This is a genomic window from Photorhabdus sp. RW14-46 (genome assembly GCF_963887965.1).
GTDB lineage: Bacteria > Pseudomonadota > Gammaproteobacteria > Enterobacterales > Enterobacteriaceae > Photorhabdus > Photorhabdus laumondii.
Map to the genome: position 1 here is coordinate 9,467 of NZ_CAWPHH010000016.1, position 18,998 is coordinate 28,464.

The following is an 18,998-nucleotide window of genomic DNA, read 5'->3' on the forward strand; positions in this document are numbered from 1 at the left end:
AGTGCCCACGTCATCAACATTCTTCCTTAGTTAACATCAATTTTGCTGGCTCAATCCAAACAGGGGGCGATAAATCCTGAGTAACAGGCTCTCCCATAATGCGCAAAATTTGTTGCCATAAACCTGCTAGCCGCAGTTGGTAATCGTAAGCAAAAGCCGGTGGGCAAAGGGCACCGTTCAATACAGAACCTAAGGTATTGAGCAAAAATGCCACACCTTTAGCCCCATCACATTCAAATGCTGTCATCCAGTTTTTGGTTGCCGGACAAAGAATTTGTGATGTCGCTTGGTACAGATAGTTATCATCCGGCTGACTGGCATTCAGGTAGAGGCTTTGTTCGTTATTCAGATGATCAGGTGCATGAAGGACGGGTGTCCAGATAACCGGCCCGTAACTGGCTTCCTGCGTAAGATAACCGACAGGCCAGATCAGCGTCATTTTATGCATCACCAGATTGTGCATATCGGGATCTCTTGGGTCCAGATAGGATTGCACGTTTAATGTTACGGTTGTCCCTTCGAAGCTAAGTTCAAAGCAATGAAATGCACCGCTTCGCTGGCCGACATAAACTATCTCCATCTGTTCCGGACAATGACATGCCTGTAACAACAGATCGAGCGCAGAAAATAGCAATTGGCGACTGGTTGTCAAATAACCACTTACCGGACGTTGCTGTGATAAGTGAGTGATTTGCCGCGCCGCATGTAACCAACTTCTTCCAGCATGACATTGGCTATAAAAGCTATTTACCCAAAACATTGCATCATGTTTGTTGGCGGTTAATTGATGTTTTTTGATAGCTTCGGCATCAAGGGGATGTTCCTGAATGACAGAAATTCCACGCGCCAAAAGTGCCTGAGTGAGCTGATCGCCTTTGCCGCCAATAACCTCCGCCCGTATTACCACGCAGGCAATATCAATATCATCTGGTAGTTCATCCAGTGAGCGGAATAGGGGCACATTAAAATCACAGGCAAGTTGCTGCGAACGAGCGCTACCCTGTGCCAAAATACCGGCTAATTCCAGACCAGACTGAGGTTGTAAGAACGCATTAAGATATAATTCGCCAAATTTCGAACCGACAATCAGAACCCGCCGTGGCTTTATCATATGTTCTCCTTAACAAGATTAGTGGTTGATACTGAATTCAAGATATCTTTCATACAGGTAACCAGTGAGCCAACATGTTGATGTTGGAACAAGGTGTAATGATCACCCGCAAGTTGTGTCACATGGACTGGCCCAAAAGCCTGCCAGCCAAGATCGATTGAGGCGATGGTGGTTGGATCGAGATAATCCATAAAATCAGGTAGTGCCTGTGCTGCCCGAATAAGCCAGAAAGGCTGTGAAGTCTGCGGTGGACAGTAATCAAGCAACGCATTTAAGTTATGGTGCCACACGTCATAAAGTGCGGTCAGCGAGCTATCAATCTGTGCAGATTGTGGCAAAGCAGCGTGCAACGTATTAAGGAAGGTCTCCGTATCGGCAGCGATAACATGATCATCCAGAGTGAGACCGGGGAATTGCCCCTGCAAATCGAGCAGGAAATGACGATGACAAAATGTTTCATTCAGCGTCAAATCGGCCCGCACATTTGGCGCAAAGCTATCAATTAGGATGCATTGAGAAATGCGTTCACCCATCGCTCGTAATTGATGAGCCATTTCATAAGCCACCAATCCACCGAAAGACCATCCTGCCAAAGCATAAGGTCCTTGTGGCTGGAAGGCGCGGATTTGACTGATATAGTCAGCCGCCAACGCCGCCACGGAAGGGGTATCTGGAGTTAAATTATCTGGCGAAAATGCCAACCCAATCATGCGTTGGTCGCCGAAATTAGCTGCCAAATGGCGATATCCCAACAGATGCCCACCAATAGGATGGACGATAAACAAGGCCGGTTGCTCAACAGTTCCTTGGTTCAATATCACCCCTTGGTAAGGGTTTGCTGGCTGATGTTCAATAAATTCAGCCAAAGAGTGTACGGTATCGTAAGTTTGTAGCAGACTGAGCGGATATTGACGGTTAAACGTCTGATTGATTTTCACCATTAACCGTACCGCCGCCAGAGAATCTCCACCTAGCGTAAAGAAACTTTCATGCACACCGATAGCTTGTTGTTCCAATACTGATTGCCAAAGGTTCAACACAGCTTGTGCTGTCACACTGAGAGCAACCGACGATGCAAGATTGACTTCCTGTGCTGCCACCTCAACCAAGGTAGCTAATGCGCGTCTGTCAATTTTGCCGTTGTCGGATACAGGGATCGCATCAAGAATGATAAATCGCTGTGGGCACATCCAAACAGGCAAGGTCTGTTGCAACCAATGAGGCAGAACCGGTAAAAGTTCTGTAGATAGCGGGGTTTCATCAGACAAACGCAAACCCGCGACAAGTTGCAATGCACCGGTTGACGTAGTATGTGCAAACGCTAATGCTTGTTGTATATCCGGGTGCTCGCATAAGCGGTGTTCGATCTCACCTAGCTCAATCCGGTAGCCCCGAATTTTAATCTGGTGATCATTGCGCCCCAGAAACTCAATATTACCGTCTGGCCGCCAGCGACCTAAGTCACCGGTGCGGTATAACCGTTCACCGGTTTGAGGATGGGTAATAAAGGCTTGGGCAGTTTTTTCCAAATCAGCCCAGTAGCCTAAAGCTAACCCTTGTCCACCAATATAGAGTTCCCCCGTTACCCAAACCGGGCAGGGCGAAAGCGTTGCATTGAGCACATAGAAAGTCTGATTAGCCAGTGGTTTTCCGTATGGAATGCTGCGCCAGTTTGGATCAACCTGAGCAATAGGATAGGCAATAGACCAAATTGATGCTTCGGTTGCACCGCCCAAACTGAGAAGATTCAACGCAGGGTGAAGAGCAGATAATCTTTCCGGTAAACTGGTCGGTATCCAATCACCACTCATCAATACCCAACGCAGGCTATTCAGGGAATGTGGGTAATCTCTGGCGTATTCCTCAAGCAGTTGTACAAATGCTGGAACAGAGTTCCAAACTGTGACGGATTCTTGTTGTAACCACGTCAATAACTTGTCGGGGTGTCGGCTGTCACCGGGAGAAGGAATCACCAGTTTTGCTCCACAACTTAACGTACCAAACAGATCATAAACTGAAAGATCGAATGTCAATTCTGATATCGCCAGTACGCTATCGTGTTCATTGAGAGCAATGCGTTGGTTAATATCAAGAATGGTATTAACCGCACCTTGATGATCTATCATCACGCCTTTCGGTTTGCCGGTAGAACCTGATGTGAAAATCACATAAGCCAAATCCTCAGGATGGGCAGACAAGCGTTGTCCACCGGTATTTTTCGGCAAGCGGTTAAGTAATAGTTCATCCAGCGAGATAACCTGTACACTATCAGACCAACTCATTTGTTGAGCAAACTTAGGTTGAGTTAATACAGTATCAACTTCCCCTGATGCCAATAGCTGATGGATGCGCTGTTGCGGGTAGCTGGCATCAATAGGCAAATAAGCCCGTCCCGCCAATAAAATCGCCATAACCGCAACAATCTGTTCCCAACCTTTTTCCATCACCACGCCAATTAGTGACGAATGCTGATGTTCTTGTGTTTGTAGATGAGCAGCCAGCGCCAGACTTTGTGACCACAAAGTGCGGTAATCGATTTGACGATAAGCATCAACAACCGCGATACGTTGTGGGTAGCGATTTACTGCCTGTTCAATTAACGAACAAAGCGTATGGGAAGGAAAGACACGCGTTGTTGCATTACTGTTTTGGCACAAAATTCGATCATTTACCGGGAGCCACTCTGGCAGTGGTGCGCTCCATTGGTAATCGGGTTCAAGCAGGGCGGCGACGCTAGCCTGATAATGAGCAAACATATTTTCTGCAACTTGTGGCTGGAACAGTTGCGGCAAAATTGCCCATTGAATGATAACGCCACCCTCTGAGCCAGAAATCAGCATACAGTCGAGATAAACATGCGGTGTTTGCGCACCAAAGAGATTCAGCGTTCCCAGCCCTGATGGCCCCCGACCCGCAGTGCCGGTTGTATCGTTGAACACGATTGGCATACCGGCGTTTAGATTGTGACGGTGCTGATTTTTCTCTCTGAGTACCAGTTGTCCATCAAATAGAGCATGTTGCAGATCTGCTAACCACTGTTTCTGTATCTGACTTACCGCATCACTGAATCCAGTGATATGGCATAAATCCACTTCCAACAATGATGTAGTGGACAGATTTCCGACCAACGTATCGCAATGTTGCGGCATTAACAGTCGGTTGCCATGCAGAACATTGATGGTGAAATGCTCGCTGTTGCTCCATACCGCCAGAATATGGGTGAATAATGTCAGCATAACCTGTGATGGTGAAGCTCGGTATTCTGCTGCGCGTTGTTGCAAACGCTGCCATTGTTGCGGACTAATATATCCCGTCAGACATTGTTGATTAAGTTCTTGTGACTGATGATCTTTTAGTGGCAACTCTGGAGCATCAGGCAGATAGGGTAAACGATTAAGCCAGTATTGTCGGCTTTGCTGCCAAGCTTCCCCTGTTTTCTCATCTTCCAGTGCTTGAATATAGTCACTAATAGTTGCTGCCGGTGGTTCTGGCTGCCAGTTAGGTTCCTGATATCCGCGTTGCAAATCGCGTAGGATTAATGTCAAACTTTTACCATCAGCAACCAGTAGATCGATAGTCAAATGTAATAAGTGCGTCCGGTCATCAGTACGATATAGCGTCAAATCAAACAGCGGCCAGTTATCGCTAGGAACACCTTTAGTGCGCAGGATATCGCGGGCATCCGCGAGTTTTGTCTCGCGTTGAGCAGGCATCATGTTACGACAGTCAATTACCGTCGGGGTATAGCAAGGCACTTCCGGCAGAATATGATATTGCCCATCCTTCACATAACCACGTAATTGCGCATGATGACTCACCACACGGTTCCAGGCAGTAATGAAGCGAGGCAGATCAAGATCGTTGATAGCCAGTTCAGCGTAGAAATGCGCGATACCGTTACCAAACTGAAACAGTTGGCTTTCGCCTAACCAATAAGCATATTGCAACGCAGTCAGTGGCAGCGTTTGCTCCGATGCTGGCTTGGTCTCAATTGGAACAGCCTGTGTAGCGAGTGTTGTTTCAACTGTTTCAATTGTCCGCAAAGTACGGCAAAACTCACTCAACTTCGGATGTTCAAAAAGCTGTTGCAGATTTGCCTGTTCGTAACCTTGACGACGCAATTGCACCACCATCCGGGTAGCAATTAAGCTGTCACCGCCACTTTGGAAAAAGTCACTGTGGCGCTGTATTGGCTGAGGAAGCAGTGAACACCAGAGCGCGATTACCTGCTTTTCTATATCATGGAGCTGGTCATCTGCTGTTTCCGGTTGTACTGCTTCTGGAGTTGATCGTTGTGCCACGCTCTCTTTAGCAGCCACGATCAGCGGTAATTGTTCTTGCTGTTGAACATGCAATGAGTAAGGCAAAGTAGAAAATTGTGCCGCTATTTCACTGACATTGAGCCGTGCTTGCCGTTCAGCCCGCGCCAGAATCAGTTGTTGATGCAGTTCTGGCCCATCTTGCCCCGGCCATTCCAATGAAACCCGATAACCGGATTTCTCCAGGCACTGACGCCAGTCCGCAAGATCCATCAATGCACTATCGCCGCGATCATCACTCCAGGCATTAATACCTTCAATAAATCCGACACTAGCAAGTTGCATAGCGCTTTCGCGTTTCGTTGATTCAATAATCAGTAACCATCCACCGGTTTTCAGTAACCGTGACAGGCGCTGTAGGGTGTTTTGCAGATGAGTTGCATCATGCAACACATTAACCGCCATAATCAGGTCATAACCGGATGCAGGATGTTGGCTAAAATCAATACGCTGATTAATATCGAACAGCGCAAATTTTACGGTTTCGCCATAGTGATTAAGCAACTGGCGGGCATCATCCAGAAATAGCGGCGAAACATCGGTAAAGTGATAGCGTTCAATCGATTGTGCATTGTGTTCAAGCACCTTCGCTGAGGTTGCACCGGTTCCTGCACCGACTTCCAGAACAGTGAAATGCTCAGATACCTGACTCAATTGCCGGACAATTTCAGCGGCCGTTTGGTTCAGGCATCGTAACGCGGGATTCTCACTATAGAGGCTGGCAGTGATCTGTTTATCGGCAAACAGTAGTTCCAACGCATTACTTCGTCCGGCAAGCAGGGCATCATGTTGCTCGATACATGTCGCGATATAACGGCTAATCGTTTGACACCACACAGCATTGTCCAGTTTTGCCGTAGGAGCAGGAACACGATTAAGCGGTTGCAAACAACGGTATCCATCAGCGGTTTTTTCAATCAATCCTTGGTTGTTTAATAACGTCAGCCATTGGGTAAGAAGACGCTGATACTGTGGCGCAAGTTGTAAATGTTGTTCAATCTCTGTGCGAGAGTGGCATTGCTGAGGATAAGTGAACAGATTATGGCGCAGTAATGTCTGACTCAGGCCAAATAACGCTTGCTGCTCAATGTGTTGCCAAGAGCGCTCAAATGCCTGTTGTTCAGTTAACTCAGGCAGCGGTAACTTATCGGTGTTTATCGCTAATGGTTCTGGCAGCGATAATGACAAATTGTCCTCTGCCACCAGCCAGAAGTTATAACCTTGCGTGTCATCCTGACGTGGCTGAATTTCTGCCAACCGTATTTCAGGTTTGGCACGCAAATATTGTTCAGCTTGATGCAATTCAGGTTGTTGCGGCCAGAAGTCATAACGGGTATGACCGGAAGGGGGGATATGAAGATCATACTGTTCTATGCAGTCAGGCTGGCAGCAAATTTGCACTAACAGCGCATTATAAGCGGCAAACAGTGCCTCAATAACCCCCGGTGCTAATACATCATCCATGCAGTACCAGTTAAACAGTAGATCGCCATCTACTTCCATGACTTGATGATCCAGCCAGACTTGCGGGGTTTGACTCAGAACAAAAACCGGGTCTCCCAGTAACTGAGTGATCGATTGTTTGATGGCGACGCCTTCTTGCGCCATTCCTAACATGCTGGTGAAAACCACCGGCGTCAGCGGTTGTCTGCTTTGAGTTTCACCATTTTGTTGGCGGCCAAGTTCTCGCAATACCTCAACACCATTGACATAGTTATGGCTCAGCCGTTGCCATAGCAAAGCTTGTGTTTTCTCCATGCTGGCACGCAGGGAAGTTGCCTTACGTAAATCAAAATCCATCAACATGACTGAGGTAAAATCACCAATCAGATCTTGAACCTCTGGATGGAAAGGTTGCCGGTTAAAGAATGTCAGGTTGAGAGTAAACAGCGGATGACGGCTATACCATTCCAGAGTATGAGCAAACAGCGTCAGCAGACCGGCGGAAGGCGTCACACCCCATTGTTGCCAGCGTTGTTTAAGCATTTGCCAATCAGATTGTGCTAATCGACCTTCATAAGTGGTGAATTGTGGCTGACTACGCTGAGGCAATTGTGGATTCAGCGGCAATCTTGGTGCCGGAGGCAACGAAGGTAATTGGTGCTGCCAATATGCCCATGATGCCTGCCACTCTTTACTTGCCCGTTGAGCTTGTTCCGCCATCACATAGTCACGGAAAGTAAACACCTGCGGGATCAGTGGCTTCTGGTGGTAAGCGCGTTGCAAGTCGTCCATCATGATTCGGAAACTCTGTACGTCAAACTGCAACAGATCCAGATTCATATGTAAGCGACAACGTGCATTCGGTAACCGAGAAACAGAAACTTCAAACAGTGGCCACTGTTCTGCCGGCGGGACCTGGTAAGAAAGCGTATGACGACGCTGAACCAGTGCCTGTTGGCAAGCTGTTTCATCCAGCATACGCAAATCATCTTGTGATAAAGCATACCAAGGGGTTTCAGGCAGAATTCTTTGTTGCCCGTCTTCATCCACGACCATGCGCAACATGCCATGACGCTGAATTAAAGCATTCCATGCCTTCTCAAAACGCGGAATATCAAAACGATCTAGTGTCAGATCCCATTCAAATAGGACGTGACACGCAACACCGCCAAAATCAATGGCCTGAGTACGACCAATCCAGTAAGCGTGCTGAATGGGCGTCAACGGGAATGGAGCATAACGTTGGGCACTGTCAATAATGATCTCAGGCTGAGAGCCGGTTATTTGTTGTTCAGGTAACGCGTCGCCAATAAGCCGATTAAGCCCCTCTAAATTCATATTCTGATAAGCCAATTCGGCAGTGAGTCTGAAACCAAATTGCTGGTGGATCACTGCATTTAGCTCCAGAAACAGCAAGGAATCCAAACCAAATTGCAGTAAGTCCTGTTGCGATTCCAAACGCTCAGGCTGTTCTAACCGCAGCAATGCAGCGACACGTTGACGCAACCAATTAAGCCGTTCTTCACTGTCCTGATACAACGTGTTATCGACAGAGTGTGAAGGTGCCGGGGGTGCCACTGGGTGGTTATGGTCAGTATCAGCCTGTAAACGCCGCGAAATATCAGGGTGATGCTCATCCAACCGTATCGCCAGATAACAAGGAGATGCACTGCGCAGAGATTGATTAAAATGCCAGATACCTTCATTGACGCTGAACGGTAACATGCCATCTTGTGCCAATTTTTCCACTAATCGCCGCTCGCGGGCCATACCAACGCCACCCCAAACACCCCAAACCAATGCTTTTACTATCAACGGATTCGGGGCTGTCAGCGCCAAAGATTCCAGGTAAGCATTGGCAACGGCATAAGCACCTTGTCCTTGAGCGCCTAACATTGATGCGGCAGAAGAATGAAGCAACAGATAGTGTGCATTATGTTGCTTAAGAGCAGTTTGCAACGCCGATGCACTCAGGGCTTTTACCGATAACATCTGTGACAGACATTGAGGTTCAAGTTCTGCCAACCGGGTATGATCAGCGATACCCGCCGCATGAATTGCCCCGGCGATACCATCCTCTTGTGCCAGCGTCTGTACTGCATTTAACAAAGCTGGCGTATCAGTAACATCAACTTTAATCCAGCGTATCTCACATTCAGTATTCAGTGATGACTCTTGAACAAAAGTGCCCCAATCCGCATGTTGACGACGGGCAAATACTGCAATTCTACGTGCACCTTGAGCCAACAGCCAACGGACGGAAATCTGACCAATCCCTCCCATTCCCCCGGTCACGATATGCCAACCCTGATGGGGAATCGACATCGGCTGTTGGGAAAGCCGTAAGGATTGACGTTGTAAAACCGGCACCGAGACTTGATTGCCACGAACTCTCAGCCAACGGTTATGTTCACTCAAATAGCCAAGCGCTAATGACAAAGCGTCAGCATCGTTGATATCAGCAATATCAATCGCTTGAATACGACGATGGGGATATTCTTCAACTGCGACACGTAACAATGCCCAGACAGCATATTGAGCTGGATTGATATTCTCTGGTGATAAGGTGGTTTCCGGTTGAGCGCCACAGGTGACAACGGTTAATGGTATTTCTTCATCACGTTTTAGTTCGGTAATAACCTGATCGCATAATTCAAGTACATCACTGCCGGTAAGCAGTAATAAGATATTTCCGCTTTCTGGCTGTAAATCAATACCCGCCTGACGCCAATGATTAACTATCTCGTCATTCACCGTTGAAGAACGGAGAGTATATACCGTTGAAGATCTTGGGTTATCTGTGTTTATTGTACGCCAGTGTAGGGCATAGTGGGTGTTGGGACACGGTTGTGGTGCGGGAAGCCATGAGTTGGTCGCAACTTGGGTTGATACAAACTGACGCGGCAGATCACAACGATCGCTTAACAGGGCAAATAGACGCTCACCCGCATAAATCAAAGCCGGAAAAGCGGTGAATAAACGTGACTCTAATAATCTGCGTTTGGCATATGGCAGGGGACGATCAGGGCAATACATTTTACTTGCTGTTGGCCCAGAAACTTCCCGGTAATAACCTTGCTGGACGCAATAGGTTAGCAATTGTTCCAACAAAGGGCACCAACGAGGTTGCAGACGACCAGCCCGAATAGTGTCGATAGCACTGAAACCTTGTTCAGTATCACGCCCATGACATTGATATACCAATGCATCGGTATACAACTCACGTAGTGTTGCAGCATCGGGGTTTTGCTCAATGGCAGGATCGAGCAGAGCATTTACATCAAGTCCAGCATTGATATTGGTTGTGGGCTGCACAGATTTGGTTGCAGGGAAGCGATAATGCTGCTCATCAAATGGATAGAGAGGAGCATGACATTTTTCCCCAGTAAGCGAGAAAAGATGCGGCCAGTCAAGATGCACACCAGCACAGTAAAGTTGCATGAGAGCCGTTTGCTGAGCTGTCTCTGGAGAGTTTTGACGCTGTATGCCAGCAATCCAAGATTCCTGTGGCAGACTGACCCGTCGCCCAATGCCAGTTAATTGTGCATCAGCCCCCATCTCCATAAATAATGCCACCCCTTGCTGGCGGGCAAACTCAACAGCCGGGTAATAGCGTACGGTCTGACGCATATGATTACGCCAGTAGTCCGGTGAACCTAATTGTGCCGCCGTTGCAATATTGGCAGTCAGGGTAGAAATCAGCGGAATTTCCCCCAATGCAGGTTGCAACTGGCTACAACGCAGAGAAAATGCCTCCAGTACACCATCAAGCATGGCTGAATGTGCTGCACAGGCAACGTTTAGACGTTGGCAACGAATCTGCTGTTGTTCCAAGCGTTGTGCCAAGGTCGCAATTTCCGTCTCTGTACCGGCCCAAACCCAGTGTTGTGGGCCATTGCAAACCGCCAAATCTAATACCAGCGAATGAACGAACGGAAGTACTTCTTCCTCATTGGCAAAAACCGCCAGCATTGCGCCCCCTTGGGAGCAGTTTTGCATCAGTTTGCCTCGTACCGCCACGAGCGGCATCACCTGTTCAGGTGTGAAAATCCCGGCAACAACGGCAGCGGCAAATTCGCCAACCGAGTGCCCCAATACATAATCAGGCTTTAATCCAAGTGCCTGCCAATGTGCCGCCAGTGCAATTTGATGCGCCACAATTGCCGGTTGTGCGTATTCGGTGGTGGCTAATGCAGCATCATGCTCTCCGAACATGACTGCTTTTAATGGCAATGCCAACTCTGATGCACAGGCTGTACAGCAACGATCCAACATAGCGGAAAAAACAGGAGAGCTGGCATACATTGCTTTCCCCATGCCAGACCATTGACAACCCTGACCGCTAAATTGCCAAAGTTGTTTACTTTCGCTATTGATTTGCCCACTGAAAACATTTTGTGTTGGTTTCTTGTTGGCAAAAGCGGATAAATTTTCAGCACTCTGTGGCGTTAGCGCCAATGCTAAACGCCAGGGTAATGAAAAATCACGTCCCTGTAATGCGGTCCAAGCCAGATCTGCATGATGCTCTGGTGCACCATTGAGTGCAGCCGCATAACGTTGGGCCAATTGACGTAATGAAAATTCAGAAGCAGCAGAGAGCAATAAAGGCGAAGTCTGCGCATGATGGACACGGTGACGACGTAATTCTTCCGGCAATGATTGCACGACGACATGACAGTTAGTACCACCAATCCCAAACGAAGAGACGCCTGCGGTACGTAATGCTTGTGTCCAGCGTTGCCCTTGTGTTGCCAGCCTGAATGGACTTTGTTCCAACCGTAAAGCCGGGTTGGGTTGCTGAACATTGATCGTCGGTGGAATATAGCCATGCCAAACAGACAAAACCGCTTTAATCAAGCTAGCAATGCCGGCAGCCGTATCAAGATGGCCCATATTGCTTTTCACTGAGCCAAGATAGCAAGGCGGTAACGCCACACTACGATCAGAAAATATGCTGCGTAGCGCGTCAACTTCTATCGGATCGCCAAGAGGCGTTCCCGTACCATGTGCTTCAATCATGCCAACATCATCAATGCTGACATCAGCCAGTTGGAGTGCTTCGATAATAACGTTGCGTTGACCGTTGACCGAAGGGGCGGTAAAGCCAACTTTCTCATTGCCATCATTATTAATTGCACTGCCACGTAGCACAGCCATGATGGGATCGCCATCGCGCAGAGCATCACTCAGGCGTTTTAGCGTGACAACACCAACGCCATTGCCACCATAGGTGCCATTTGCCTGGCTATCAAAAGGGCGGCAATGCCCATCAGGGGAGAAGATCATTCCCGGCTGATACAAGTAACCACTTTCTTGCGGGAAAGAAACTGCCACACCACCAGCCAACGCCATGTCGCACTCACCGGCACGCAGGTTTTCACAAGCCATATGCACAGCAACCAGTGAACTTGAACACGCTGTTTGTACCGTCAGTGCCGGGCCTTTTAGGTTTAATTTATAAGCGGTACGTGTCGCAAGATAATCTTTATCGTTACTGATTAACGCTTGAAGCCCTTTAACTTTGCCAACATCGGTCATGGAAAATTGTGACCATGAAGGCCAAGTACTGACCCGGCTGCTACCAAAAACACCGGTTTTCAACGGGACATGACGTGGCGCATAACCGGCATGTTCAAGAGCATGCCAAGCGGTCTGGAGAAAAAGACGCTGTTGAGGATCGAGCATCTCCGCTTCCTGCCGTGAATAACCAAACAGCGAGGCGTCAAATTGTTCCGCTTTCTCTAATATCGCTGCCCGATTGACAAAATTTTCACTCTCAATGACTTCAAGAGGAATACCTGCATCTAATAATGTTTGACGGGAGAGTGGAACAGTACACTCAGCTCCGTGTTGCAGGTTATGCCAGAAAGTATCGCTATCTGGTGCCTGCGGAAAGCGGCAGGCAAGGCCAATCACTGCGACAGGATCGCAATTATCGTAATGAGACGTTAAATCAGTCATTATACAGCTCCTTTATGACGTTTTTCCCGTTGTTGCAGACGCTTCTGTTGTTGACGCTGACGAGGGGTAATCGACTGGCGATTTCCGTCGTGGGAATCCTTCCGGCAGCGCAAACTGAGCGTCTCTGGTGTTGGATAAGCAAATAAATCGGTCACGGCAAGATGATAAAAACCCGCATGTTGTAGTTTGCTGTGCAATTGAATTAGCTGTAGCGAGCTGGCTCCTGCCTCAAAAAAGTTTTGTTGTGCGTTAATAGGATGATTTGTTATGGACAAGAACAGACGTTGAATTTTACTGCATATTTGAGGGTCATATCCCTCTGAACGCAATGATGGCGCAATGGCAACAGCAGTATTTTCAACCATCACGGATTGCTGGCGTGGCATCAATTGTTCCAGTGCTGCATGCCAACTTTCTGGCTGAGCCGCAAGGGCACGCAATAGCGTCATGTAGCTATTGAACATGTTTTGCAACTGATGTGGTTCAAACAATTCTTCGACAGCATCCCAATTTAGACAAAGTTCATTATCAGATTCATAAACCTGGTGATCCAACCAGATTTGTGGCGTTTGGGAAATACCCCAAACGGGTTTCATCCACGATGAATGCGAAAGGAATTGCCCTTGGTGTGTTCCCAATGCACTGGTGAAAACGACCGGCATAATGGCCGCATCGGCGCTACGGCTCTGTGCCAATTCACGCATCACTCTAATTGCTGAAATGTGACGGTGATCTAGATCCTGCCATAACTGTTGTTGCAATCTACGGGCACTTGATAACCAATTTTTCTCCGGGTGCCAGGCCAGTAATGACAGAGAAGTGAAATCACCCAAAATGTGATTGATATCTTCATGCCAGTGTGGGCGATCGAACAGAGTAAGGTTGAGCGTTAACTCCGGTTTAGTACTGAACGCAGAAAGAACCGCTGCATAAGCCGCAATTAATAGCGCGGAAGGCGTTATTTGATAAGGAGCTGCATGTTGTTTCAACTGGCTCCATTCATATGCAGATAGCCGATCGCTATAGCGCACAAAACGTGGCGATTGAACCTTTTCCGGGGCAATACGCAGTGGCAATTGTGGTGCCAGTGGTAATGTTTTCACTTGCTCCTGCCAATATTGCAGCGAACGCTGATGTGCTGGTGCCTGTTGCTGGCGTAGTACACAATCCCGGAATGTGACTTTCAATGGTGGCAATTTATGCTGCTCGTCGAGATAAAGCTGTTCTAACTCGGCCAGCAATATCTGCATGCTCAACCCGTCTAATAGCAGATTATCCAAGCTGACAAATAGCCGGGAGACAATCCCATCATCTTGCGCAAGCTGAAAATCGAACACTGGCCAGCTACTGGCATCTAATACTTGATGCGAAAGCTGTTCGCGTAATGTATCTGCCTGCGTAATATTGGTGAATTGATGTTGTTTGACGGAGAACAGCGGGACATTTTCTAATGCCTGTTGCTGCCCATTGACAACCACGGTTCTGAGCATGGGATGACGCTGAATCAGACGATTTAACACCCGATTTAAACGTTGAACATCTAACTGCTCTATCTGGTATTCAATAAAGAAATGCGCGCCAACACCACTTAAAGCGAAACCCGGATGGCGTCCGACCAAATAAGCCTGCTGAACTTCCGTGAGTGGGAAAGGCCGGTACTCATTTTGCTCTTTCGGCAAAGCGCACTCTGTTGATGAAGTTTCAGCCAGAGGAACCAGTGTAGCCGCAAATGCTGCCAATTGTGGGTTACGGAAAAGATGGCCCAGCTCACCTTTAAAGCCTTGTTGTGTCAGTTCACCAACCAAACGCGTAGCCAGAAGACTATCACCGCCAAGTTGGAAAAAGTCACTGTCACAGCCCAGTTGTTCTGTATTGAGCAAGCGTTGCCAAATGCCGGCAACGGTTTGTTCCACCGCATTCAACAAGGCCATTTCATTCTGGCGCGGTGCTGTCTCTGTTTTTATCGCAGACTGTAGTTCTTGCGATAGCGCCTTACGATCAATTTTGCCGTTAGGTGTCAATGGCAGACGAGGAATAATATGCAAGCGCTGTGGGATCATATATCCCGGCAGATGTTGTGCCAGCACAGACTTAATTTTTTCCCGATCAGGAATGGTTACGCTGTCACTTGTTTGCATCAATAACACACTAAGGTTACCGATGGTAATTGGCGTTTCAGCCTGTAGTGGTAGTAGTGGTAATAGTTGTGGCAATAACAATAACCACTGTGACGCAGAACGTAATTGAATACCTTGAGGTGAAAGCAATTCAGTCGTAATCAGGGAAAGAGACGATGCCTGTTGCAACTCCATTGCCAATATCAACGCGCCGGGTTGAGCAAATGGTACCAATTCCTTGAGACAACGTGCAGGATCTTCTTCCCGGTGTAATACATTATTCAGCAGAATAATATCAGCCTGATGTTGCAGCGATTCAGGAACTTGTTTAGACCAACCTTGCACTTTAGACCAATATTGTACTGATGCATGAGCATAACCGCTTAACCGTGTTTGCGCCTGATTGACCAGTGCCTGAGAACGTTCAAAGCCGAGATAACAGAGGTGCTGATCAGTAATATGCTCTGCTAACCACTGCGCACAGCGACCGCTGCGAGCATCAAACTCCATCAAAGTCACGGGGCGTTGTAATCTCTGAGAGAGGATGGTGATGACTTGTTGCAACCCGGCCAGCCACTGCTGGGTTTCTGGCAACACAAACAATTGTTGTTCCGGTGCGAATTGCGGATCGTCAAGTAATGCAACCGCCGTCTGTTGCCCGGTAAGAACATCGCGTAACACAGTGTGCCAACGTTCCGGGATACCTATCGCCTGATCATTGGATGTAGCGGGTAACCATCCGGCCTGATATATATACGGTGTAGATTCAACCAGTACCTTACATTGGCAAAGATATGCCAACATACGGGCAAACCAGTCATGATACTCCGCTTGGGGCTGATAGTGTTTCAAGCAATCTGTCAGTGACTGCGGTGAAGTAAAGGTAATACCGTGACGAGATAGATGTTCCAGCAGGAACATGGCAACTTGAGGTTCACTGCTATCTGCGGTTATTGCATGCATTGCGGGGAACAGCTCACGATAGCCAGCGGGTAACTGCGGTGCACGATTGATCCGTTGGCATAAAGAATCACCTTCTAATTCAAGGAACGCCACTAGCGACTTCTCTTTTTCGCCACTGGCGAGTGCCACTCCTTTACTAATCCCAGTGACTTGATTAAGGGCCGCATCAATTTCCCCCAACTCAATTCGGTAACCACCAATTTTTACCTGACTATCACGACGTCCCAGAAATTCAAGCCAACCTTCAGGATGGTAACAACCCAGATCACCGGTGCGGTACCAGCGTTCCCCTTGATCGACAACAAATTGAGCGGAAGTACGTTCTTCATCATTAAAGTAGCCTAATGCGACACCGGAGCCACCAATCCAAAGCTCACCGACAACCCAATCAGGGCAATCACGACCATCTTCACCCACGACACGGTAGCGCTGGTTAGCTAAAGGATAGCCATACGGAATGGAGCGCCACTGTGCTTCAACTGCTTTGACGATATATTCGTTTGACCAAATAGCCGCTTCTGTAGCACCGCCCATTGCACTCAAAACACCATCAGGATTGAAGGCGCGGTAACGTTCAGGCAGTGACAAACCGATCCAGTCCCCGGACAACATTACAGTACGAAGTGCTTTCGGCGCATCGACCTCCATGCCTTCGCAATAGGTCAGTAACATATCGAACAGTGCGGGCACACTATTCCACAACGTCACATGATGACGCGCGATCAGCATTTCCCAAGTTGATGGGTCACGACGCTGTGCTTCATTAATTAATACCAGCGCACCTCCCGCGGTGAGAATACCGAAAATGTCATAAACGGAGAGGTCGAAATGTAGAGCAGAGAGTGCCAATAACCGGTCGCTACTTTGGACCTGATGACGGCGATTGATATCCAAACAGGTATTGAGTGCGCTCTGGTGGCTGATAACGACGCCTTTTGGTATACCGGTTGAACCAGAGGTATAGATGATATAAGCCGGATCAGTAACCGCACGCTTAACCATGTTTGCCAAAGGCGGCCATTGCTCATCCTGATGCCAAGAAACACAATGCACATCTTGTGACCAGTCATCACCTTGTTTTTCAAGATCAATGTGTTGTTCAGGATCAATGATAACGACGCGAATCCCAGCACTTTCGCAGATAGCACGACGTCGGTTTACTGGCTGATCAACAGGAACCGGTACATAAACGCCGCCGATATAAAGTATCGCCAATACCGCAACAATTTGTCCGACACTTTTTTCCATGCTAATGGCAACCCGATCTCCCGGTATAACCGACATTTTTTGCAACACGGTTGCTAACCGGCGAGCGGCCAAACTTAATTCACCATAACTGATTTCCTTATTATTAGTCACCAAAGCAACAATATTTGGTGTGCGTTCTGCCTGCAAAAACACCCCTTCATGCAGAAGAGCATCCAGCAAAGGTTCAGTTGTGTTATTGATCTGATACCGCAGTTGGTATTGCGATTTAGGCATCAGATCCGGTAATTCTTTACTCCACTGTGTAGCGTTTTCCGTTAAATTTCCAATGAACCCCTGATAGGCAGTAAATAAGGTATCCATTAACCCGTCAGGAAAGAGTTCATCGTTACTATCCCACTGAATATTCAGCGTGTTTTCATGTTCAAATGCAACGAAATCCAGCCATACCTGAGGGGTTTGTGATATTCCCCAACTTGGTTTTCCCAGAACATCACGGGTATTTTCACCATATAAAGGTCGACCTAAATTGCTGGTAAACACAATTGGCGCACCATGTGGATGACTACCGCGTTTTTTAAGTTCACGTAAAACTTCTACACCAGACCAATGGCGGTGTTCGTAAGCTTCAGCAAATGTTGCTTGCGCGTCTTGAGCCAGTTGGCAGAACGGCAAGTTATCAGCGGGAATATCTAACAGCAAAATATTAGTAAAGTCGGCCAACAGGTTGTCAACTTCCGCGTGCAATGGCGCTCTGTCAAACAACGTCAGGTTAAACAACAGACGGGGAGCATGATTCCAGCGACATAATAAACCGGCAAATGCGGTTGCCAATGCCATCGTTGGCGTAACACCATTTTGTTGAGCAAGTTGTTTAAAACGTTGCCAATGTTCAGGAGCCAAACGGAAGCATCTGCGCTGAATGCGGACGTTTTTTATTAGGGAAGGTTCCTTAGCCAGAGGGAGTTGCGGGGCAGGGGGAAGGGTATCTAACCGGTTACGCCAGAATATCTCTGCTTCTTGTCGAGCCTGCGCAAATTGCGCCTGATATTGCACCAAATAGCGGCAAAAATCGTAGTCAGAAGAAATAACCGGCAGGTTGCGTTTAACAATTAATGCCGCCAGTTCAGTAAAGAACAGGCTAAAACTGGCGGCATCCATGATCAGCAAATCAATATTAGCGTGCAACCGGTGCTGATTCTCTCCAAACAGACTTAGCTGAATATCGAACGTTTCCCCTTGTTCAACCTGTAATACCCGATGGCTTAGTTGTTCACGTATATTATTCAGCGCTTGTTGCTGTTCTTCTGCTGTAAAGCTGCGCAGGTCATGAACCGTTAATTTTTTCCAATAAGCATCGGCCATCCCTTGCTGGCGACCATCGGGCAAAAACCGCACTCGTAACATCGGATGTCGCTGAATCAACTTATGAATTGCCGCTTCCAGTTGTTCGGGCTCCAACCCGATACCGTCAAATTCTTGATATAAATGGCAACCGACTCCTCCCAATGTCTGTTCTGGCGAACGCCCAACAAAATACGCATGTTGTACCGCAGTCAACGGGAACGGACGAGCATCCGCAATCAATGGCTGCGCCACATCAGGCTTAAGTGCTGTATGAGTAACAGGCGCATGACGTTGCAGAAGCTGGCTCCAGGCATACAGTGTGGGTTTTTGATACAGTTCACGAAGGGTGACGCGATATCCCTGACGCCTCAACTGGTTTAACAATGCCATCATTTGCATTGAGTCCAGCCCTTTGCGAATTAAATCATCGTTATCATCCACCAGTGTATTTTTTTGAGTAAACAGGCCAGATATGATCTGACGCAGTGAATCTGGAGAGACAAAATCCTTGTGCATGAAGATATCCTATAA

At 47.8% G+C, this 18,998-nt stretch carries 3 protein-coding genes; all 3 read right to left on the bottom strand.

Annotated features, from left to right (window positions below; translation table 11 throughout):
• Positions 1-13: 13 nt before the first annotated feature.
• The 3 genes from AACQ38_RS13880 to AACQ38_RS13890 are packed head-to-tail and all read right to left on the bottom strand — an operon-like array spanning position 14 to position 18,983.
• Positions 14-1,111 carry a Gfo/Idh/MocA family oxidoreductase gene (locus AACQ38_RS13880; RefSeq protein WP_011146564.1) on the bottom strand — a complete coding sequence of 366 codons (1,098 nt, stop codon included), beginning with the start codon at positions 1,109-1,111 and terminating at the stop codon, positions 14-16.
• Positions 1,108-12,834: a non-ribosomal peptide synthetase/type I polyketide synthase gene (locus AACQ38_RS13885; protein ID WP_165578386.1), complete on the bottom strand. Its 11,727-nt coding sequence runs from the start codon at positions 12,832-12,834 to the stop codon at positions 1,108-1,110. Before AACQ38_RS13885 ends, AACQ38_RS13880 begins: the two co-directional genes overlap by 4 nt.
• Positions 12,834-18,983 (bottom strand): non-ribosomal peptide synthetase, encoded by a 6,150-nt coding sequence (locus AACQ38_RS13890; RefSeq protein WP_165578387.1) that lies wholly within the window; start codon positions 18,981-18,983, stop codon positions 12,834-12,836. The genes AACQ38_RS13885 and AACQ38_RS13890 overlap by 1 nt, the downstream gene beginning before the upstream one ends.
• Positions 18,984-18,998 lie beyond the last annotated feature (15 nt).

What these genes read in the sequence shown, in the direction of transcription:
- AACQ38_RS13880 (WP_011146564.1), bottom strand. Translation starts at nt 1,111, where the DNA reads ATGATAAAGCCACGGCGGGTTCTGATTGTCGGTTCGAAATTTGGCGAA.
- AACQ38_RS13885 (WP_165578386.1), bottom strand. Translation starts at nt 12,834, where the DNA reads ATGACTGATTTAACGTCTCATTACGATAATTGCGATCCTGTCGCAGTG.
- AACQ38_RS13890 (WP_165578387.1), bottom strand. Translation starts at nt 18,983, where the DNA reads ATGCACAAGGATTTTGTCTCTCCAGATTCACTGCGTCAGATCATATCT.